Origin of the sequence: Allopusillimonas soli (assembly GCF_004153445.1) — a bacterium.
Lineage (GTDB): Bacteria > Pseudomonadota > Gammaproteobacteria > Burkholderiales > Burkholderiaceae_B > Allopusillimonas > Allopusillimonas soli.
This window is the reverse complement of the sequence record NZ_SDQC01000001.1, coordinates 737,847-757,293: the sequence shown is the minus strand read 5'-3', so window position 1 is coordinate 757,293 and position 19,447 is coordinate 737,847. Positions and strand designations below refer to the sequence as shown.

The 19,447-nt window shown below is 52.5% G+C and carries 18 protein-coding genes; 7 read left to right on the top strand and 11 right to left on the bottom strand.

Going from position 1 to position 19,447, the window contains the following annotated elements; all coding sequences use genetic code 11:
* Positions 1–38 precede the first annotated feature (38 nt).
* A complete protein-coding gene (locus ERD78_RS03520) occupies positions 39–1,166 on the top strand; it encodes an aminotransferase class V-fold PLP-dependent enzyme (protein WP_129967859.1) in 1,128 nt (375 codons plus the stop codon).
* A 185-nt stretch (positions 1,167–1,351) separates the two neighbouring features.
* On the opposite strand, the gene ERD78_RS03515 is transcribed toward ERD78_RS03520, so the two are convergent.
* The 5 genes from ERD78_RS03515 to ERD78_RS03495 all read right to left on the bottom strand — a co-directional run bounded on the left by ERD78_RS03515 (position 1,352) and on the right by ERD78_RS03495 (position 6,773).
* The gene (locus ERD78_RS03515; protein ID WP_129968327.1) at positions 1,352–2,875 is read right to left on the bottom strand and encodes a nucleobase:cation symporter-2 family protein; all 1,524 of its coding nucleotides are present in this window, start codon (positions 2,873–2,875) and stop codon (positions 1,352–1,354) included.
* 113 nt (positions 2,876–2,988) lie between these two features.
* Positions 2,989–3,111 (bottom strand): hypothetical protein, encoded by a 123-nt coding sequence (locus ERD78_RS20095; protein ID WP_257216461.1) that lies wholly within the window; start codon positions 3,109–3,111, stop codon positions 2,989–2,991.
* Positions 3,112–3,332: 221 nt separating this feature from the next.
* Positions 3,333–4,313: a Bug family tripartite tricarboxylate transporter substrate binding protein gene (locus ERD78_RS03505; protein ID WP_129967858.1), complete on the bottom strand. Its 981-nt coding sequence runs from the start codon at positions 4,311–4,313 to the stop codon at positions 3,333–3,335.
* A gap of 37 nt (positions 4,314–4,350) precedes the next feature.
* A complete protein-coding gene (locus ERD78_RS03500; protein ID WP_129967857.1) occupies positions 4,351–5,151 on the bottom strand; it encodes an SDR family NAD(P)-dependent oxidoreductase in 801 nt (266 codons plus the stop codon).
* Positions 5,152–5,201: 50 nt separating this feature from the next.
* On the bottom strand, positions 5,202–6,773 hold the full coding sequence (locus ERD78_RS03495; protein ID WP_129967856.1) for an AMP-binding protein: 1,572 nt from the start codon (positions 6,771–6,773) through the stop codon (positions 5,202–5,204).
* A gap of 265 nt (positions 6,774–7,038) precedes the next feature.
* Between ERD78_RS03495 and ERD78_RS03490 the strand changes: the two genes are divergently transcribed.
* Positions 7,039–8,094, top strand: coding sequence for a LacI family DNA-binding transcriptional regulator (locus ERD78_RS03490; protein ID WP_129967855.1), 1,056 nt, complete (start codon positions 7,039–7,041; stop codon positions 8,092–8,094).
* Between the two features lie 30 nt (positions 8,095–8,124).
* Here ERD78_RS03490 and ERD78_RS03485 read toward each other — a convergent pair whose 3' ends face one another.
* The 6 genes from ERD78_RS03485 to ERD78_RS03460 all read right to left on the bottom strand — a co-directional run bounded on the left by ERD78_RS03485 (position 8,125) and on the right by ERD78_RS03460 (position 13,368).
* On the bottom strand, positions 8,125–9,150 hold the full coding sequence (locus ERD78_RS03485) for a cyclase family protein (protein ID WP_129967854.1): 1,026 nt from the start codon (positions 9,148–9,150) through the stop codon (positions 8,125–8,127).
* Positions 9,151–9,246: 96 nt separating this feature from the next.
* Positions 9,247–10,065: an SDR family NAD(P)-dependent oxidoreductase gene (locus tag ERD78_RS03480; protein WP_129967853.1), complete on the bottom strand. Its 819-nt coding sequence runs from the start codon at positions 10,063–10,065 to the stop codon at positions 9,247–9,249.
* Between the two features lie 47 nt (positions 10,066–10,112).
* Entirely contained in the window at positions 10,113–10,907 is a 795-nt protein-coding gene (locus tag ERD78_RS03475; RefSeq protein ID WP_306669762.1) for an enoyl-CoA hydratase/isomerase family protein, read from the bottom strand.
* Between the two features lie 35 nt (positions 10,908–10,942).
* Entirely contained in the window at positions 10,943–12,100 is a 1,158-nt protein-coding gene (locus ERD78_RS03470) for a thiolase family protein (RefSeq protein WP_129967852.1), read from the bottom strand.
* Complete coding sequence (locus ERD78_RS03465) at positions 12,097–12,516, bottom strand: Zn-ribbon domain-containing OB-fold protein (protein WP_129967851.1); 420 nt, start codon at positions 12,514–12,516, stop codon at positions 12,097–12,099. Before ERD78_RS03465 ends, ERD78_RS03470 begins: the two co-directional genes overlap by 4 nt.
* Positions 12,517–12,531: 15 nt before the next feature.
* The gene (locus tag ERD78_RS03460) at positions 12,532–13,368 is read right to left on the bottom strand and encodes a Bug family tripartite tricarboxylate transporter substrate binding protein (protein WP_245152313.1); all 837 of its coding nucleotides are present in this window, start codon (positions 13,366–13,368) and stop codon (positions 12,532–12,534) included.
* Between the two features lie 323 nt (positions 13,369–13,691).
* On the opposite strand from ERD78_RS03460, the gene ERD78_RS03455 reads away from it, so the two are divergent.
* From ERD78_RS03455 to ERD78_RS03435, 5 genes are read left to right on the top strand one after another with little or no spacing between them, the layout of a single operon-like run.
* Positions 13,692–14,507, top strand: coding sequence for an IclR family transcriptional regulator (locus tag ERD78_RS03455; RefSeq protein WP_129967849.1), 816 nt, complete (start codon positions 13,692–13,694; stop codon positions 14,505–14,507).
* A gap of 26 nt (positions 14,508–14,533) precedes the next feature.
* A complete protein-coding gene (locus ERD78_RS03450; RefSeq protein WP_129968325.1) occupies positions 14,534–15,682 on the top strand; it encodes an acyl-CoA dehydrogenase family protein in 1,149 nt (382 codons plus the stop codon).
* Positions 15,683–15,693: 11 nt separating this feature from the next.
* Positions 15,694–17,856 (top strand): acetate--CoA ligase family protein, encoded by a 2,163-nt coding sequence (locus ERD78_RS03445; protein ID WP_245152312.1) that lies wholly within the window; start codon positions 15,694–15,696, stop codon positions 17,854–17,856.
* Positions 17,857–17,891: 35 nt separating this feature from the next.
* Positions 17,892–18,938: a CaiB/BaiF CoA transferase family protein gene (locus tag ERD78_RS03440; protein ID WP_245152311.1), complete on the top strand. Its 1,047-nt coding sequence runs from the start codon at positions 17,892–17,894 to the stop codon at positions 18,936–18,938.
* A 13-nt stretch (positions 18,939–18,951) separates the two neighbouring features.
* Positions 18,952–19,425 carry a MaoC/PaaZ C-terminal domain-containing protein gene (locus tag ERD78_RS03435; protein ID WP_209019937.1) on the top strand — a complete coding sequence of 158 codons (474 nt, stop codon included), beginning with the start codon at positions 18,952–18,954 and terminating at the stop codon, positions 19,423–19,425.
* The last annotated feature ends 22 nt before the right edge of the window (positions 19,426–19,447 follow it).

The following is a 19,447-nucleotide window of genomic DNA, read 5'->3' as shown; positions in this document are numbered from 1 at the left end:
GATTGCGCCGGCCTGATTCATTTTTTCAGGAGATGCACATGCCTGGCCTGTTGCCTGATGTCGATCCCGATGGACTTCTTGAATACTCGGTTGTTTATACCGACCGTGCCGTCAACCATATGTCAAACGCCTTCCAGGCGGTCATGCGCGATATTTCCCGTACGCTGAAGACAGTCTATAGCGCGGAATCCGCCATTGTCATTCCAGGGAGCGGCACGTTTGGCATGGAAGCGGTGGCTCGCCAGTTTGCCACCGGCAAAAAATGCCTGGTCATACGCAATGGCTGGTTCAGCTACCGTTGGACGCAGATATTCGACATGGGCGGCATCCCCGCCGAATCCATCGTCATGAAGGCGCGCCCTGTGCAGCAGGGCAGCGAAGCGCCCTTCGCGCCGCCGCCTGCCGGCGAGGTGGTGGAAGCCATCAAGAAGAACCGCCCCGATCTGGTTTTTGCCGCGCATGTGGAAACAGCATCCGGCATCATGCTGCCAGATGACTACATCCGCCAGATTGCGCAGGCCACACATGAGGCGGGCGGCCTGTTTGTACTCGACTGCATAGCATCGGGCACGGTGTGGGTTGACATGAAGGCTTTGGGCGTGGACATTCTCATCAGTGCGCCGCAAAAGGGCTGGACGGGATCCGCATGTTGCGGCCTCGTCATGCTGGGCGCCGATGCCCGCAAGACCATTGACAACACGACCAGCACCAGCTTCGCCTGCGACCTGCGCAAGTGGCTGCAGATCATGGAGGCCTACGAAGGGGGCGGCCATGCGTATCACGCAACCATGCCTACCGACTCCCTGACCGTGCTGCGCAATGTCATGGCCGAGACCGAGGCCTATGGCTTCGAAAAGGTCAAGGCAGAGCAGCTTGAGCTGGGCTTCAAAGTGCGCAAGCTTCTTGCCGAGAAGGGGTTCAAGAGCGTTGCCGCGCCGGGTTTCGAGGCTCCGGGCGTTGTCGTCAGCTATACCAGCGACGACGGCATTCACACCACGCGCAAGTTCGCCGAGGTCGGCTTGCAGGCGGCCGCCGGCGTGCCTTTGCAGTGCGATGAGCCCAAAGACTTCAAGACCTTCCGGCTGGGGCTGTTCGGGCTCGACAAGCTGCATAACGTGGATCGCACCGTCCAGCAGCTGGCCGACGCGCTGGACAAGATTTCCTGAGGCACTGTCCACGGCCGCCGCGGCGGCCGCCTCATTCAGCGGTTTTTGGTTGCTGTCTGACAGGAACCCGCATCTCTTTGATCAGATCATTCCCGATAGGCTGGCCACTGTATGGTTCCATTGAGGACAGGCCCGTGAGCGAGCGCAACAAGAGGGCTGTGACGACCGAGCGCAGGTTTCTTATTTCATAGTGGCGTGCCGGCCGCTGTCGGTTGTGTGGTTCTTGGCATGGTGTGGCCATTCGGAATCACCGGCACTTCGTGTCCGTCCTTGTCGTACAGCTTTCCGCCCACGACACGGTCGCCGTCGTTCAGGCATGCAAGGTCCGACTCCCGCAGTATGCGTTCAGTGCCAGCAACGAACACGGACTGTTGGTCGGAGTTGCCCAGTGTCATGTGGTTGAACAGCAGATTGAGAATAATGGCGACCACGGCAGCGGAACTGATGCCGGAGTGGAAAATCGTGGCGAACCAAGTCGGGAAGTGGTGATAGAAGGACGGTGCAACAATGGGTATCATGCCTGCGCTGATTGATGTGGCTACGATCACGAGATTCATGTTGTTGGTGTAATTCACCTTGGCCAGCGTGCGGATGCCGCTGGCTGCGACTGTGCCAAAAAGCACGATGCCTGCACCGCCTAGTACGGCCGAAGGCACGCAAGCTACAAGCCGCCCCATCACGGGCAATAAGCCCAGCACAATCAATATCAAGCCGCCAAACGCCACCACATAGCGGCTTTTGATGCCCGTCACTGCGACCAAACCCACATTCTGGGCAAAGGCGCTTTGGGTAAACGAGCCGAAAACGGGCGCCACCATGCTTGAAAGCATGTCAGCGCGTAAGCCGTTGCCCAGCCTCTGCGAGTCAATATCCGTTTCGATTATGTCACCCACGGCCAGAATGTCGGCTGACGTTTCCACCAGCGTCACGATAATGACAATGAACATGGAGATAGTGGCTGCAATCTCGAAGGTAGGCAGGCCGAAATGAAAGGGTGATGGCAGGGCAAAGGCAGGCCCTGAGGCAACCTGGGAAAAGTCAGCCTGGCCGATGAAAACTGCGAGCAAGGTGCCGATGATGATCGCCAGCAGGATGGACAACCGCGAAATGGCTGCGCTACCGAGCTTGCTCAGCAGCAGCACAATGGCCAGTGTGGCAGCTGCCAGCGCAATATTGGCCATGCTGCCGTAGTCGGGGGCGTGGCTATCGCCGCCCATGGCCCAATGGGCGGCCACCGGCATCAGCGTCAGGCCGATGGTGGTGATCACGGAACCTGTGACCAGCGGTGGAAAGAAGCGTATGACCTTGGAGAACACAGGTGTGATCAGCAATCCGATCAGCGAAGCCGCCATGACAGCGCCGAAAATGGCAGGGAGCCCGCCGCCGGTATTGACGATTGCAATCATGGTAGCCACACCGGAAAACGACACGCCTTGCACCAGCGGCAGTTGGCTGCCGAAAAAGGGCAGCCCCAGTGTCTGCAGCAGCGTTGCCAGTCCGCCCATGAACAGGCAGGCGGTGATCAGCAATCCGAGGTCGCTGCCCGACAAGCCCGCCGCTTCGCCAACGATGAGCGGCACCGCAATAATGCCGCCGTACATCGTGAGTACGTGCTGGAATCCATAGGCAAGATTGGCGCCCAGGCCCAGGTTTTCATCTTCCGGGCGCGGTTGCGCCTGAACAGGGCTATGGGTGGGTGTGGCGTTCACGGTTTGTCTCCTGGTTGATTCTCGTCCATGTCCGGTGTTGCCCCGGCTTGAATTTTTGCGAGACACTTCCAGTTGCGCATCGTCCAGCCCCGCCCACACGTCGTACAGTGTGGTCAGCCAGGAAAATAGAGGCTTGTTGAGCGCGGGGGAATTGCCACCAGCACCCCGCCAGCCGCTTCCGGATCGGAGCAGGCCAGCGGATTCTTGATCCAGAGCGTGTCGCTGGTGTCGGTCATGGGGCGTATGCTGCCTTCTGCTTATCGTCTCGCGATCGATAATATAGATGCGCATACCAGCCATTATTTGCAATACGTGATGATTATTATTTCATGCAGGTGATGTTATGGGGCTGGATTCACGTCTTTCCCTCTGAGCACACGTGGCCATGGCTAATTCTGTATGCGGGGTATGTGGGTTTGCATATGGCTGCCCATAGGAGATGAAGGCCGGACGAGTATTAATTGTTCTTGGCTCCAGAAGATTCAACAATACTCCTCCAATGTGGCACCTCGGATTCGACGAATTTCTGGAAGTCCGGCCCCGAAAGGTCCATGGTGAAGCTACCAATTTTCTTCATGGATGCTTCTATCTTGGGGTCGTGCGTCGCCTTGGCTATTTCTCCCGCCAATTTGCTGATCACCGCATCCGGCGTACCCGCTGGTGCAAATATTCCCGACCAACCCTCAAGTGCCGCGTCCGGGTAACCTAGCTCCCCCATGGTTTTAACATCGGGAAGTACGGTCAGTCGATTGGCGCCGTTGACAGCGAGTGCACGCAGCTTCCCTTGTTGAATAAATTGAGTCGTGCTTTCGGGGTAGTTGAACATGATATCGATTTGCCCTGCTATCAGATCTGTGAGTGCAGGTGCGCTACCCTTATATGGCACGTGTGTAAACTCAACGCCCGCCACAGACTGAAGATTCTCAGCGGCAAGATGCGTTTGGGTGCCCTTCCCCGCTGAGCCGTAGTTGATTTTTCCTGGTGCGGCTTTGGCTGCATCTATTAGATTTTGCAGTGTTTTATATGGAGTGGCGCTGCCTGTGACAAGAATGCTGGATTGTCTCCATAGAGAATGCACAGCCTTCAAGTCCTTGGGTGGATTGAATCGAATGTCGTCGTATAAAGCTAGGTTGGCTGCTTGTGTGCCATGAGTACCGTAGAGCAGGGTATACCCATCAGGTTGAGAGCGGGCTACATACTCTGCACCTATCATTCCGCTTGCGCCCACCTTATTTAGCACGACGACGGACTGCTTGAATGCCTTGGATAGTTTTTCCGCTATGAGCCTAGTTTGATTATCTGAAATGCCGCCGGCGGAAAACGGTACGACAATTGTGATGGGTTTGTTGGGGTATGAGTCCTCGTTTGCACATGCAACTCGAGCTGCGAACAAGGCCATAGCTGACAAAAATAATGCAACATAAGTACGCTTTTTCATGTTTTCTCCTTTGGTGTATAGGCGGAAGGTAAATCCGCTAATATGAATGCCGTCCGGCGGTAGCTCCCGCGTCTACAGGCAATATGGCACCGGTTACCCAACCTGCTTCGTCGCTAGCGAGGTATCGGATTGCATTGCCTACATCCCAGGCTGTGCCCTCTGTTTGTAGTAATGATCGATTGCGCCGGTGAATGCGGCGTTCTTGGCTCATACCGTTGGCGTAGACCATGGGCGTATAAACCATGCCTGGAGCCACGCAATTCACTCGGATGCCTTCAGCGCCATGATGTGCCGCCATCGCGCGGGTCATATTGACCACAGCTCCTTTTGAGGTGGGATATAACAGTGAAGGGTGACCTCCGATCAGCCCGGCAACAGATGCTACGTTTATGATTGATCCCTTTTTTCTTGAACGCATATCTGGAATGCAATGTCGTGCCATGAGCATCATGGATGTGACATTAACTCGCAGAGCTTTGTCCCACTCCTCCAGATCAACATCTACTGCTGACCCAGTTGGGCCGCCAATACCAACGTTATTGACGAGAATATCAACCTTGCCCCAACGGGCTATAGTTTCTTTCACTGCTTGGCTGCAATCGCTGTCTACGCTCACATCACACTCAAGTACATAGCCATCTCCAGCCTCTTGCCTGATCATGTCAAGTGTTTTCTCGGCCCATGCGGGCGTGCTGTCTATTAAAGCTACGCGCGCACCGTGGCGGGCAAGCAGGATGGCGGAAGCACGGCCATTGCCGATGCCGTCTGAGCGCGATCCAGCTCCAGTAACTATTGCTATGCGGCCCTCCAATGATCGAGCTAAATTATCGTGTTTCATGTTGCGATGACCTCAGAATGCTGTTGATGTACAGGCAATAAATATCAAATTCAGTGGACGGCGCGCTTCAAGTTGTGCCAGTAGACATGTCTTAGCTTTTTCTTGTCGGGCTTCCCGAGACCGGTGAGGGGCAGTTCGTCCACGAAGTCAATCGACTTGGGAGTATTGACGGTGCCTTTGGATTTCTTGACAAACTCAATGAGCGTTGATGCGTCCACGTCATGCCCACTACGTCGCACGACGATTGCTTTCACCGCCTCTCCCCATTTGGAATCTGGAACGCCGATAACTGCTGCTGCAAGTACAGAGGGGTGTGTGGCTAATGCATCCTCGACTTCCTTGGGATAAACATTGAAGCCGCCGGAGATGATCATGTCCTTCTTTCGATCTACAAGGTGGAAGTAGCCGTGAGTATCGCGGAACGCCATATCCCCAGTGTGAAGCCATCCCCCCTTCGTGACCTGCGCCGTCAGTTCGGGCAGGTTCCAATATCCCTCCATAACCAAGGGGCTGCGTACACACAGTTCCCCAACCTGGCCGTCTTGGACCTCGTTCCCATCATCGTCTCGCAGCGTAACTGTCACGCCCGGATAAGGCAGGCCGGCTGATTCAAGGATGGTTGCATCTTCACGCATATGGTCGCTGGGGGAGAGATGCAGGATGTTGCTCGGACATTCAGTTTGACCATAGCTTTGCATCAGTATGGGTCCGAATACTTCAAGTGCCTCGCGGATACGCGACGGTGACATGGGAGAAGCGCCGTAAGACAGAATTTTCAGTGAAGACAGATCCAACCTTTTGCATAGAGGATGATCGAGAAGCGTGTAGATCATGGTTGGAACGAGAAATGTCATTGATGCCCGATGGTGTTCGATTGCATTTAGAAATTTTTCTGGATCGAATCCCTGTTGAAGAATGATGGTGCCTCCCCGCCAGAGGGTCGGAACGATCATCGCTCCCGCGCCATGTGAGATAGGCGTTGGGCATAGCAATATGACGTCCTTCGGCAGCGGACGAGCAGCAAGTAAAAGGGTAGCCTGCATCCAAAGGGAACGGCTGGTTAACATGACCCCTTTCGGTCTTCCAGTCGTTCCTCCCGTATATGCCAAGCGTACGATGTCGGTCGGCATGGCTTCGCATCTAAGCTCTTCTGCAGCTCCTTCATTGTGTACCTGCCAAAAGTCGACGAATTGGCTGTTGCAGGAGTGAGAGAACCAATGATTGACAGCATCATGACAGGTTTCATGAATCTCGCGGGCTCGTTCCTCATAAGAAGAACTGGCTATGAAAACCGCTGCTTTAGCGTCCTGGACGATGTACTTATGATCTTCAATGCCACCCATGGTGTGCAGGGTGATCGAGCGCAAACCCATGAGGTAAGCAGCGGCCATAATCACGAACGTTTCGGGACGGTTTCCCGAAAGTTGGATCACGCCGTCACCCCGGCGTAAGCCAAGTCTCCGAAAATTTTCAACGGCCTTGCATATGAGATCTCCTAGTTCTTGGTAGCTGATCTTTGTTTGGCCGTCGATAAACGCCACTCGATCTGGAAACCTGCGAATCGATGTGACAATCATGTCTCCAAGTGTGCCCCCTTGGTGGACGGACGCAGTTTCGTTCATGAGGTTTCGGTCTCCTGCGACTCAAAAAAGCAAGAAAATATGGGTGATTTGAAGTCTAAATAACGTTTCATCGAACTTTAATAAAAGATAAATAATCTATTGACGAATCACATTTTAAACTCATATGAATCGTTTCATCAAGTGTTGTTTTTTCTTATTGCCTATGACAGTGAATGGGATCGTGATGGGGCGGGGCGAAAGAGTTGACGTGTTTAGGATGAAGGATCGATAGAGGCGGGTGAGGAAGGCTATACTGGCTGCAAAAATGGGCTTTCAAGACGTGAAAAAAATTAGTATCCGTGATGTGGCGGCACTAGCAGGCGTATCAGTTGGGAGCGCATCGCGCGTGTTGAACAATGCGCCTAACGTGACCGAGGATGTGCGTGTCAAGGTTGAGCGGGCGGTGTCGGTACTTCAGTATCGACCAAACCATGCTGCTCAATCACTGCGTTCGCAGACCAGCAAGACAATAGGATGTCTATTTTCCGACGTGAGCAATCCGCTATATGCACGTGCATTTCGCGCTCTGGAAGGCTGCTTTCGCCCGGATGGTTACATGTTGCTGCTAAGCAATGGATTGAATGACCCAGAGCGTGAAATTGAAATATTGCGGACGTTCCAGCTTCGCGGCATGGACGGGGTAATAATTGCGCCGGGTAACGAAAGACATGCTGAAGTGCTGGATGCCGTGAATCGTCTTAGCATGCCTGTTGTTATTTATGATCGCGACATGGCTGTGGATTGCGACGCAATTCTTTTGGATCATTTCAATGGGGTAAAAACTGCCGTAAAGCACTTGATTTCTTTGGGCCATCAGCGCATAGGAATTGCTCTCTGGCATGGTCACAGTAGACCAGTGCGGCGGCGGCTTGCGGGATATAAGGCAGCATTCAGGGAACTTGGGCTGGATGTCCCGAACCTGATCATGCAAGAGGCTACTTCCACCAGTTCCGTCTTTGAAGATATGATGCAGACTTTGCGTTCGGATGAGCCGCCGACGGCAATGATAGTACAGGGCACCTACACGCTGATCAGCGCTTTGCGAGCAATTTCAAGAATGGGTTTGCGTGTGCCCGCTGACATATCGGTTATTGCCTTGGGGGATACAGAGTTTGCCCAGACTTATGATCCTCCTTTGACGGCGCTGCGCACACCAATTGAGCAGATTGCCCAAAAAGCAAGACTGTTGCTGCTTGAGCGAATCAATGGTAGGCGAGGCAATGATGATGCCGACCATATTGGTACTGCGCCAACCAAAGAACTGATACCGTATGAGTTTATTGTGCGCGAATCATGTGCGCCGCCTGGAGGTGCTGGCTAATATATTTCTGCGGACAGTTGATAGGGGTAATTAAAGCGTGGCAACAGGCGTGACAGGTGATCCCACGGCTCCAGTTAACCGTAGTGGCGGGGCTGTCAACAGGAATCCATGACGCTTGCTTTTTTCCAGAGCGCTTGCGAGTTCGCCAAGCAGCCAAAGTTCTCCTAGAGGGATGCCGTAGCCAAAAAGGCATAACTCATGCAGTGGCAGCCTAGCACATGGTGCAGCTACAGCTGGGGCAGGCGGTAACGCTTCAACCGCATAATTATCTGCCGCTATTGCGGCAATATTGCTATCTACGATCCAGTTCTGCAACGAGGTACATCTTCCATCAAGCACCGAATGGCTGGAGGCAAGCAGCTGCGGGTCGGGTTTCCCTTTCATTTGCATGACCATGTCAGCAAAGCCCGTATATAGGCAGAGTATGTCACCAGACTCGATGGAAATTTGGTCTTCGTCAATGATACGCATTAAATCATCATAGTTGACCAGTTTTCTATCACGTCCGAAGCGAGAGAATAGATTGACTAGGACGCCTCTGGTTTGTATCGCCTTAACCGCCATCGTCTCAATTCCCAGCCTTTGTGCGCCTATGGGGCGACCATTGGACTCCGATGGGCCAACAATGTCGTCACCGCCACGGTATCCGTTATAGTAAATGGGTTTTGGTGCTCCGGTTCCGGTTGCGTCATACAGTTTTCCGACATGAGCAAAGCTATCCCACTGCGTGGAGTATTGAGTATGAAGCAGCACGGCGTCGTCGCTCAGAACGTCCGTATGGGTGAGCCCACTCTCGTCAAGAGGAAGGTTATAAACAGGCTTGTCATCCCTGAAGGTGGGACACAGCTTCGGAGGATGTCGTCGAGGACTTAAAACATTCCCACCAGGATAATCAAGAGGAAGGCTCAAACAGAAGCTTCGTCCTTCCTTGACTTCACGCACACCTCTTAACACCGCGTTGTGGTCTATCAGGTTAAGACGCCCCAGCTCATCGTCAGCACCGAAATCCCCCCAGTTTGATCTTTCGGGGCGCCGTGTCCAACGGGGTTTGTTCATAAGTTTATCCGGCTATTAGATGGTGGTTGAAGAATATTGACTGTTCTGCGCAAAGCGGAGGATATATGCTCATACGCCGCCGCATGTCGGAAAAGTCTATATCATGGCAAAGCCGCCACTCACACTGATTGTTTCGCCAGTTATGAAGGCTGATCGATCAGATGAGAGAAATGCGACCGTGTTGGCTACATCTTCTGGGCGGCATAGGCGTTTCAGCCCTCGTGCAATAGGGTAGGCTTTCAGCATCTTTGCAAGACGCTCATTGTTTTCAGGAGTTGAGTCCGGATGCAAGGCGCCGTTTTTGATCCCTTCGTGTGAAACGGCTCCCAGTGCCACAACATTTACATTGATTCGGTCTCGGCCGTGTTCCCGTGCAATGGCTTTTGAAAAGCCTAGTATCGCGGCTTTTGCGCCTGAGTAGACGGCAAGATGAGCCTCCCCAAGACGGCCTGCCTCGGACATTATGCTGACAATCTTTCCTCCACCCTTTTCCCGCATTCCGGGAAGTACCATGCGGCAACAATTCATAGTGCCGTACACATTCAGATCGACGATTTTTTTCCAGTCTTCTGGGGGCATATCTAGAAAGTTTGGAGGGATGCCGCCCTTTTCGCGTCTCTCAGGAACAATTCCGGCATTATTTACCAGGATATCTATCCCTCCCAGGCCGGCTTGAGCAAGGCATTTATTGACCACGGACTCCATGGCTACCTGTTCAATAATATTCGCAACTACTGGGAACGCAGTGCCGCCTTCAGAACGGATTTCATCCGATACCGAGTGCGCCCGTTGTTCGAAGAGATCGTTGACCAGGACCAACGCTCCCTCCTGTGCCAGCATTCGGCATATGCCTCTTCCCACGCCTTGGCCCCCACCCGTTACCAATGCTACTTTACCTTTTAGCCGAAGATCCATGTTCTATTCCTTTTTGCTGTCCATATCGTGACTTGCTGGTGGCTGGCTCATCTGCCTTTGAATTTCGGCTGCCTTTTTTCGATAAATGCCCTCATGCCTTCCGCTTTGTCGTCACTTTCGACGAGCATGGCAGCTGCATAGCGCTCAAATTGCAACGCGCTTTCGAGGTCGACCTGGCCACCCAAATTTATCGCGTCTTTTGCAAGCCGAACTGCGAGTGGTGGCTGTGATGCTATTTTTTGCGCCAATGCCATTGCGGATTCGCGTAATTTGGCTGCAGGGGATACTTGGTTAACCAAACCAATTTGAGATGCTTCGTATGCGTCGATCAACCTGGATGTGTATATAAGTTCCTTTGCTTTACCCATACCTATTAGTCTAGCGAGTCGTTGCGTTCCGCCGGCAGCTGGAATGACACCTAGCTTTACTTCGGGTAAACCAAGACGAGCATGCTCTGCTGCAATTCGCATATCACAGCAAAGCGCCAACTCCAGGCCGCCGCCCAGCGCGACCCCATTCAATGCTGCGATTACCGGTTTCTCAAAATTCTCAATTCCGCTGAACAGATCATGTGTACGCCGCTGCTGAACATGGTATTCATACATCGTTAGTGTACTGGCCGAACGCTCTTTTATGTCTGCCCCAGCACAGAATGCGCGCTCTCCCATTCCGGTTAAAAGAACGCAGCGTGCAGCATTGTCATTGCGAATATTATCGAAGAATACTGTAGCCAAATCTTGTTTCAATGTGCCTCCCAGTGTATTCATTCTTTCTGGGCGATTAATTGTTACTACGGCTACGTTGTCAATTAGTTCGTAGAGCAGAGTTCCGATTTCCATCATGTTGTTTTCTGTGATTGAAAAATGAATAACGCGCATCAACTAGTTTCGCCCCATGAGGCCAAAACATGAGCAAAGGAGACTGACCCAAGTCCGATCATATGTGCCAGACCGAGTTTCGATCGAGCATGTTGGCGTACCTGAGCTTCGCCGCGAATCTGCCGAACAATTTCTGCTATTTGTCCTATACCCGTAGGGCCGAGTGGGTGCCCCATGCCAAGAAGACCTCCAGAAGAATTCACGGCGCATTGACCATTTATTGCGCTGGCCCCATCTGCTAGAAATTGGGCACCTTCTCCGTGCTTGCAAAGCCCCATGGCTTCGGTATAAAGCAGCTCCTCAATAGAGAATGCGTCATGCAGTTCTATCAAATCAAGATCTTTCGGGCCAATTCCGGCTTCCTCGTAAGCTTGCTGGGAAGACATTCTTACCATTTCAACAACTGATGGTTCTTGATTGGTTCCTCTCCGTTCGCTATTGGCTACAGAGGCGAGTACGCGGACTGCTCGCTGCTTCGGATAACCCAAGCGATCAAGCGCAGAGCCCGATGCCAAAATGACGGCGGCTGCGCCATCTCCGCGAGGACAACATTGCTGTACAGTGAAGTCGCCAGCCACTTTCGGCGAAGCCAAAACCTGCTCCAGCGAGCGTTGTTTACGGAACTGAGCATATGGATTCATGGCTGCATTGCCATGGTTTTTTACTGCAACTTTGGCCATAGCCTCCACCGGCAAACCATGGCGCTCTAGGTATTCGCGCGCAAGCAGTGCAAACTTGACTGCAGGGATGGTGGCGGTGGGACTAAGCCGAGGCAGTCCATCCTTGTTTGCAGCGCGCTTACCATCACCGAACTTGTCAACCCCCATGGCTAGAACGATGTCGTTATTGCCAGAAGCAACGTCCATGCAGCCAAGTCGAAAAGCAGAACAGCCCGATGCCGATGCGCTTTCCACCTGCGTTACATGTAGTCCGGTGGAGCCCAAATGCTGGAACATCACTCTTCCAGCAGCCATGCCTATGGCTGCCGTCCCCACATAGGCGGATTGAACGGCCTCCCAGGCTATCTGCGCATCGCACAGTGCTTCCCTGACAGCGCGTAACCCCATGGGCACGAAGCTGTTTTTATTGGGAAAGGTATAAGGGTGCATCCCAATACCTATGACAAATACAGCGCGCTCCTTAAGCAGCCCCTTCATATCCCCATCTCCAACTTGTTTCCTGTCGGCCTGAAACGACACGGGATCAGTGCCTTATCTTTTATGTCAGGGATATATACAGCCTCCATCAGCATGCCAGGATGTACCTCATCCTCACTGCCGACATCCAGTACAGCCTCCTCGATCAGGCCAGGTGCAAGCTCTATCTCCCCGATAACGTAAGGTGCCTTCAAGGCTGGGCATATATCGGCGTAGACGGTAATGGCAGTGCGCAAAACTCCTTTGCCGGGCCGAGATATCGTATGACCATCTTCAGTGTGTGCGCCGCATTGATGACAACCAAAAGTGTTTGCAGGGAAACTCAGTGCTCCGCATTTATCACACTGATGAAAGCTGAACGCCAAACGATTTTGGCTGTCGGAAATCTTAAAAAGAGAGAAAGAAGAATCTGTCATGCTGTACCTTTATATTCATTTTGGATCCAGGTGCACTCCTGAATAATCCACGACATCCTGCCAATGCTTGCGCTCTTCCTGGATGAATTTTGTGAATTTCGTGCCGGACAAATCTGCAAGAATCTCTGCGCCATATTTGCTGGCGTACTCCTTGATCTCTTCGGAAGCCAGCGCCTTGTCAATGGCAGCCGAAAGCCGGTTTACGATTTCAGATGGTGTGCCAGCGGGTACGAAAATTCCTGACCAACTTGAGTTCACTGCTTGTGGATAGCCTGCTTCAACAATCGACGGGATATCAGGGAAGCTCGCAAGGCGCTTGTTTGCGGTCACTGCCAAAGCGATAAGGTCGCCACTCTTGATATGTGGGCCCGAGCTGACCGGGTAATCGAAGAGGACATCTACCTGTCCGCCCAGAAGATCGTTCAATGCCGGCGCACTGCCCTTGTAGGGCACGTGCAGCATTTTTATTCCGGCAGCCATCTGAAAAGATTCTCCCGTCATGTGAGAGCCTGTTCCCATGCCAGAGGATGCCATATTGACTTTTTCTGGATGGGCTTTGGCGTAGCTGACCAGCTCTTTGACGGATTTATATGGCCGATTCTTGGCTGAAACAAGAATATTTGGAGTGGCAAACATGGCGTGAACCGGTACGAAGTCCTTATCGGGGTTGTACGCCAAAGTTTTATAGAGAGCCGGAGCAGCGGCGATAGTGCCTTGGGTGCCATACAAGATCGTATATCCGTCATTTGATGCGCGCGCCACGGCTTCTGTGCCCAGTTGACCTCCTGCTCCTGGTTTGTTTTCAACAACTACTGGCTGCCCGAGATCTTCTGATAGACGTTGGGCCATCATGCGAGACGTTGTATCCGTTATCCCGCCAGGCGTAAAGGGAACTACCCACCTTATTGGCTTATTTGGGTAAGCGTCTGTGGCGCGAGCTATAGGGCTACCTGTAAGACATAAGGCAGCCAATGCAAGAAATAGTCTCCTTCTGGTCATGCTTTGCTCCTTCGAGAAAATTTTAATTTTGTTTATCACGAAATATCGTGATAGCATTCAGTATATCGTGTTTGTTGCGGGATTCAAGACTTTTTTGGGGCGGCATTTTTCGCCCGCTGCATGTCTGGAGGAGAATGCGGTGTTATTACCATTCGTTAGATATTCCGGAGGTTTTTATGCCAGCAACTATTCCAGCGGTGACGCGCGTTATGTCAATCTTCGAGACCTTTGCGCGAGAGAGGCGTGATCTTGGTAATTCGGAAATAGCTCGCCTGATAGGCGTACCTGATAGCAGTTGTGCGGATCTGCTTCATACGCTTCATCAGGCTGGCTATGTCGTGCGGATGGCCCGGTCCAAGCGCTTTTATCCAACATCCAGGCTGCAAGCTATTGCCTCGGGCATCGCAGAAAATGACCCGCTGGCACAGGTAAGTACCGAAGCGATAGAGACTTTGACAGAGAAAACCGGCGAAACAGCACTGTGCGGTCGCCTGGAATCGGGGTTTGTTCGGATCGTAGGTTTTAACGAAGGACGCTACGAACTGCGCTATATCCTGAAAGTAGGTGAAAAAATCGCATTGCACGCATCCGCGCTGGGGAAAGCGCTTTTATCGGTCATCCCTCAGGAGGAAGCACAACAGCAATTGCGTATAAAACCGCTGCGAAAGTTGACGCCCGATACTGTTACTAGCCTGCCATTGCTCGAAAGAAATATTGAAGAGACGCGATCGCGGGGATGGTCTGAAACGCAGGGCGAAGGCGTAATTGGTGTTGCGGCGCTAGCCGTCGCAGGCATTATCAATGGAGAGCCCATTGCTGTGTCTTTGGCTGGCCCAACTGATAGATTGTCTCAGAACAGAGACCGCTATCTGGCTGCCTTGCTAGACGTCAGAAACCTAATCTTCTCGTCTGAAGATGTGGAAGTTGGCAAGCTGAACATCACATCACGGTTGCCAAAACCGTCTTCTTGTGGTCCGTCTGGCGTTGATTGACACTAGCCAATACCTAAGGAGGCATGATGCAGTTCAAGCTAAGTCAAGAACAAGAATTATTGCGAGATGTGATCAGACGCTATGTCAGGGAAAATGTCACGCCTGTGATCAATCATCATGAGGAAAGGAGAACCTTTCCATTCGAGTTGTTAAAGGGTCTGCGGAACTTTGGCTTTATAGGGGGGCTGTTGTCTGAGGAGCAGGGCGGTATGGGCTTGGACTATGTGACCTGGGCCATGATGATGGAGGAAATGGGCTATGCATGGATGTCCTTGAGAACCATCGTCAACATCATAAATGGCTCCATATTGCGTCTCGCAGCATTAGCGACTCCGGAACAGAGAGAGAGATTTCTGGTTCCCTTGCTCCAATGTGATCGCCGCCCATTTATGGCAATTACAGAACCTGACACGGGGTCAAATGTCGCAGGGATTCAGACTCGCGCGGATCTGGATGGTGATCACTACATACTGAATGGTCGAAAGCTATGGATTACCAATGGCGCATTTGCAGATTTTGGTATTGTCGTGGCACGTACCTTCAGCTCAGAGTGCGATGGCGCACTGTCGTTGTTCCTGGTTGAGCGTGATGCCGCTGCTTACGACATCCGCAAAGTTGAGACCATGGTATTACGATGTACGGGAACTGCGGAGTTGGGTTTCGCCGATGTGCGTATTCCACGTGCTAATTTGCTCGGCCAAGAAGGAAAAGCGTTCTCAAACGTCATGTCGGGCCTTAATGCAGCAAGGCTGAACATTGCCATGGGGGCCGTGGGGGCAGGGCAAGCAGCACTTGACTTGGCGGTGGATTACGCCCGCACTAGGCAACAGTTTGGAAAGCCAATTGGTGGCTTCCAGTTGATTCAGAAACACATAGTTGACATGACTGTTCGCGTTGAGGCTGCGCGTGCCCTCGGATATCGAGCAGCTGCAGCTTTACAGGAAGGTTCGTCTGCGCGGATGGAGTGCTCTATCGCAAAATTATATGCCACGGAAACTGCACACGAGGTTGCAAGTATGGCATTGCAGGTGCATGGTGGCCTAGGTTATTCCGTGGACTACCCTGTAGAGCGCATATTCCGTGATACGCGTGGAGGCATGATCCCTGAGGGAACGACGGAAATACAGACTCTTATTATTGGCCGAGAAATTCTTGGCATGTCGGCGATTTCTTGAGGAAGAGGACAGTGGACATTGGCGACCAAAATCTCTCCCGCCTGGTCTCGCCGCGAAGCGTGGCAGTGCTGGGTGCATCGGACAATCCACAGAGTATCGGTGGGCGTGCCGTGCGCAATCTATTGGAATTCTCTGCTTATGCGGGGGGTGTTTACTTGGTGAATCCCGCTCGTGAGATTGTGGCCGGCAGACGTAGCTGGCCGGATATTGAAAGCCTACCTGAAATACCTGATCTTGTTGTCGTGGCTGTGCCTGCGGCGGCGGCTGTTGCGGCGCTGGAGCGCTGTGGCCAACTAGGTGTGAGGTTTGCGGTCTTATTCACGTCCGGGTTTGGTGAGGGAGGAGGGGAAGGACGGGAGTATGCTGACCGACTACTGAAAATAGTAGAAAGTACGGGTATGCGCATCCTTGGGCCTAATTGCCCCGGTTTATGCAATATCAATCAGAGGATTGGCTTTACATTTTCCCCGTCCTTCCGCAACGACTTGTCAGCAGGGCCAGTTGGGCTGGCGACCCAAGGAGGGGGACTGGGTCGCAACATTATGCAGTCCATGGATCGTGGGGTTGGCATTGGTTTATGGGCTTCAACCGGAAACGAGCTTGATTTGCAAGTAGCTGATTTTATTCACTACATGGCTGGCAAGGAGGATATACGAGTCATTGTTGCTTTGCTGGAAGGGATTAAGGATGGCCCTCGATTCATGAGGGCAGCGCGGTATGCAGCGCGTATTGGCAAGCCAGTGGTTGCATTCAAGCTTGGCCATTCTGATTATGGGCGTCGTGCTGCTCAGTCTCACACAGCATCCCTCACCGGATCCGCAGATATCAATAGTGCAGTCTTTCGGCAACTGGGTGTTGTGGAAGTGGACGATATCGATGAGCTTATAGATACGGCCTGGTTGCTGTCTCGTGGGTTACCCAATCAAATGAAGCCGAAGATCGCCGTCTATTGCTCTTCGGGAGGTACTGCCGCGCTGGCGGCGGACGCGATTGGCCTTGCGGGAATTGAGCTCGCTCAGTTTTCAGCTCCGACTTCCGAGATCCTGGGCTGTAACCTGCCAGCCTATGCGGCTATTGCTAACCCGGTAGACACCACGACGGCAGTTCTTAAGGATATGAGCATTATTGATCGAACTTTGATTGCAGTATGCAATGATCCAGAGGTGTCGCTCGTGCTGTACCCAATGGCGCTGGATTATGGTGATGTTACTGAAGCCACCGTCCGGAGCATCATTAAAGTTAATAGTGAAAGTCGTGTTCCCATCATTCCGGTCTGGATGAGTGACCGGCAAGGCCCGGGCTACCAGTTGTTGGCTGCCTCGGGCCTTCCACCTATTCGTAGCATAGGCAAGGCGGTAAAGGCAATAAAGCGATGGATTGATTATGGCTCATGGCAGAAGGAGGGAAAGCGGGAGTTCATGCCGAAAATGCTCTCTGCACCCGAGTTTGTAATAGAGGATGCTCCTTCGGTAATGGGCGAGTTTCAGGCAAAGCGATGGCTGCGCCATAGCGGTATTGAGATACCCCGTTGTGAAATTGCGGCATCGCCGGAAGCGGCAATTTCGATTGCCTCCAAGCTTGGTTATCCAGTGGTTGCCAAGGTGGTTGGTGAGGACATTCTGCACAAGTCTGATGTGGGTGGAGTTCGTTTGGGTCTGGCAAGCGATTGCGATCTGGAAAATGCGTGGAACGAAATTCACGCCAATGTGCAATCATCGCTACCTGAAACACACATTGACGGAATTTTAATAGAGGCTATGGCACCGTCGGGCGGTCTGGAAATGCTTATCGGACTCTCACGAGACCCCGTTATGGGGTTGATCATTACATGTGGCCTGGGTGGCGTGTATGTTGAGGTTTTCAAAGATGTTTCGAGACGCATGCTACCTGTAGACTACGAACAAGCGTCTGCCATGCTGAAAGAGTTGCGATGCTATCCCTTGCTTACTGGCATGCGTGGCCAACCAAGGCGCGACATTGCTGCGCTTTGCCATCTATTAGTGAAGGTGTCTGACTTTGCCGTAGAGCATCTAAATTCTCTATCCGAAATGGACTTGAATCCGGTTTGGGTTGGTAGGGAAGGGCAAGGAGCGTATCCATTAGATGCGGTGATTGTAGGGTGGGGCCTTGATGCGCGTGCGGCTCCATTGGCGTGCAGAGATGGGGAAAATTGATGGCTAGGCGCAATCGAGAAGGGTCAGGATTGCCATTGGACGGTATTCGCGTGGTCGACTTTACCGAGTTATTGCCAGGGCCGTTTCTCACCCATAATCTGCTTGAGCTTGGTGCAGATGTAGTGAAGATAGAGCGCCCTTTGGTAGGCGACGCGCTACAACGCAGTAATCCTACTTTGTACAGCGTGCTGAATGAACACAAAGAATGTATCCAGCTTGACCTTCGAAACCCAGCTGACCATAAAAAGGCGAAGGAGCACATACTGCATGCTGATGTATTGATAGAGGGTTATCGTCCTGGTGTGATGGCTCGCCACGGATTGGACTACTGTAGTTTGAAGACAAGCTGTCCTCGACTGATATACGTGTCTCTCACCGGCTATGGGCAAACTGGTCCCGATGCGAAGCTTCCCGGTCACGATATCAACTATCTGGCGTGCAGCGGGGTGCTTGCGCTATCGGGTGAACCACTGGGAGAGCCGATGCCTGGCGCAGGCGTCCCCGTGGCCGATCTGTGTGGCGCCATGTATGGGATGTCGGGCCTGCTTACAGCGTTGTTCCAACGAGAGCGAACCGGCCGCGGACAGTATCTGGATGTCGCTATTACGGAAGCTGTAACGCATTGGATGATTTCACGCGCTTTTACGCTGCAACCATCTCAAATCCAGGATTTCACGGGCCGTCGTCAGTTCTTCATACGTCCCGCATATGGTGCGTTCAAATCCAGAGATGGCCGTTACCTTAGTATTGCGGCGCTGGAAGATCATTTCTGGGTTCGTCTTTTAAGTGTCATCGATATTGGTCCATATGCAACACCTGTATATGCGCGCATGGCAGTCCGTCGTGAACACGCCACAGAAATCAATGAGGCGTTAGCGCAAGCTGTACTGAAGTGGGATGGAGAAACATTGGCAAGACGGCTTCGAGAGGCGGATGTGCCAGTGATGCTCATGTTTGAGTTTGATCAGTTACCGGCATTGGCACAACATAGCTCACGCGGGTTGTTTATGGATACGGCGCACGGCCCGGTATGCAGATTTCCCGTTCGCCTTGAAGGTATGGGTGCTGGGCGTCGAAGCTAGAAGGAAGTAGAATATGCAGCTGTCTCAAGTGGAAAAAATGGTCTTTTATTATGAGGATATGCAAGAAGGCATGCTTCTCATGAGCCCAGCGCGGACTGTCACAGAGGCCGATATAGTTAATTTTGCTGGCGTATCGGGAGACTTTAATGCCCTGCATATGGATGCGGAATACGCGCAAGGGCATCCATTTGGCAGGCGTGCAGCACATGGATTGCTTGTGCTGGCAATCACCTCGGGACTATGTAGTCGGATGCTCTTTTCGCAGCTTACCGCTTCATCCAGGCTTGCACTCGCGGGATTAGATTGCCAGTGGCTCAAACCCGTGTTTATTGGAGACACGATACGGGTGCAAATGAGTGTGCACTCTCGAACCCCTTCGGCGACGCGGGTTGGGACAGGTGTCGTTTGTTTCCTGCGCAGGGTTTTTAACCAGGATGGGACTGAGGTATTGCGAAGTACTTGGAACGTATTAATGAAAATGCGTTGAATGACTCTTTGCGATGTGAACC

What these genes read in the sequence shown, in the direction of transcription:
- ERD78_RS03490 (WP_129967855.1), top strand. Translation starts at nt 7,039, where the DNA reads ATGGGCTTTCAAGACGTGAAAAAAATTAGTATCCGTGATGTGGCGGCA.
- ERD78_RS03500 (WP_129967857.1), bottom strand. Translation starts at nt 5,151, where the DNA reads ATGAAACACGATAATTTAGCTCGATCATTGGAGGGCCGCATAGCAATA.
- ERD78_RS03505 (WP_129967858.1), bottom strand. Translation starts at nt 4,313, where the DNA reads ATGAAAAAGCGTACTTATGTTGCATTATTTTTGTCAGCTATGGCCTTG.
- ERD78_RS03485 (WP_129967854.1), bottom strand. Translation starts at nt 9,150, where the DNA reads ATGAACAAACCCCGTTGGACACGGCGCCCCGAAAGATCAAACTGGGGG.
- ERD78_RS03480 (WP_129967853.1), bottom strand. Translation starts at nt 10,065, where the DNA reads ATGGATCTTCGGCTAAAAGGTAAAGTAGCATTGGTAACGGGTGGGGGC.
- ERD78_RS03475 (WP_306669762.1), bottom strand. Translation starts at nt 10,907, where the DNA reads ATGATGGAAATCGGAACTCTGCTCTACGAACTAATTGACAACGTAGCC.
- ERD78_RS03435 (WP_209019937.1), top strand. Translation starts at nt 18,952, where the DNA reads ATGCAGCTGTCTCAAGTGGAAAAAATGGTCTTTTATTATGAGGATATG.
- ERD78_RS03495 (WP_129967856.1), bottom strand. Translation starts at nt 6,773, where the DNA reads ATGAACGAAACTGCGTCCGTCCACCAAGGGGGCACACTTGGAGACATG.
- ERD78_RS20095 (WP_257216461.1), bottom strand. Translation starts at nt 3,111, where the DNA reads ATGACCGACACCAGCGACACGCTCTGGATCAAGAATCCGCTGGCCTGC.
- ERD78_RS03450 (WP_129968325.1), top strand. Translation starts at nt 14,534, where the DNA reads ATGCAGTTCAAGCTAAGTCAAGAACAAGAATTATTGCGAGATGTGATC.
- ERD78_RS03460 (WP_245152313.1), bottom strand. Translation starts at nt 13,368, where the DNA reads ATGATGGCCCAACGTCTATCAGAAGATCTCGGGCAGCCAGTAGTTGTT.
- ERD78_RS03465 (WP_129967851.1), bottom strand. Translation starts at nt 12,516, where the DNA reads ATGACAGATTCTTCTTTCTCTCTTTTTAAGATTTCCGACAGCCAAAAT.
- ERD78_RS03470 (WP_129967852.1), bottom strand. Translation starts at nt 12,100, where the DNA reads ATGAAGGGGCTGCTTAAGGAGCGCGCTGTATTTGTCATAGGTATTGGG.
- ERD78_RS03520 (WP_129967859.1), top strand. Translation starts at nt 39, where the DNA reads ATGCCTGGCCTGTTGCCTGATGTCGATCCCGATGGACTTCTTGAATAC.
- ERD78_RS03455 (WP_129967849.1), top strand. Translation starts at nt 13,692, where the DNA reads ATGCCAGCAACTATTCCAGCGGTGACGCGCGTTATGTCAATCTTCGAG.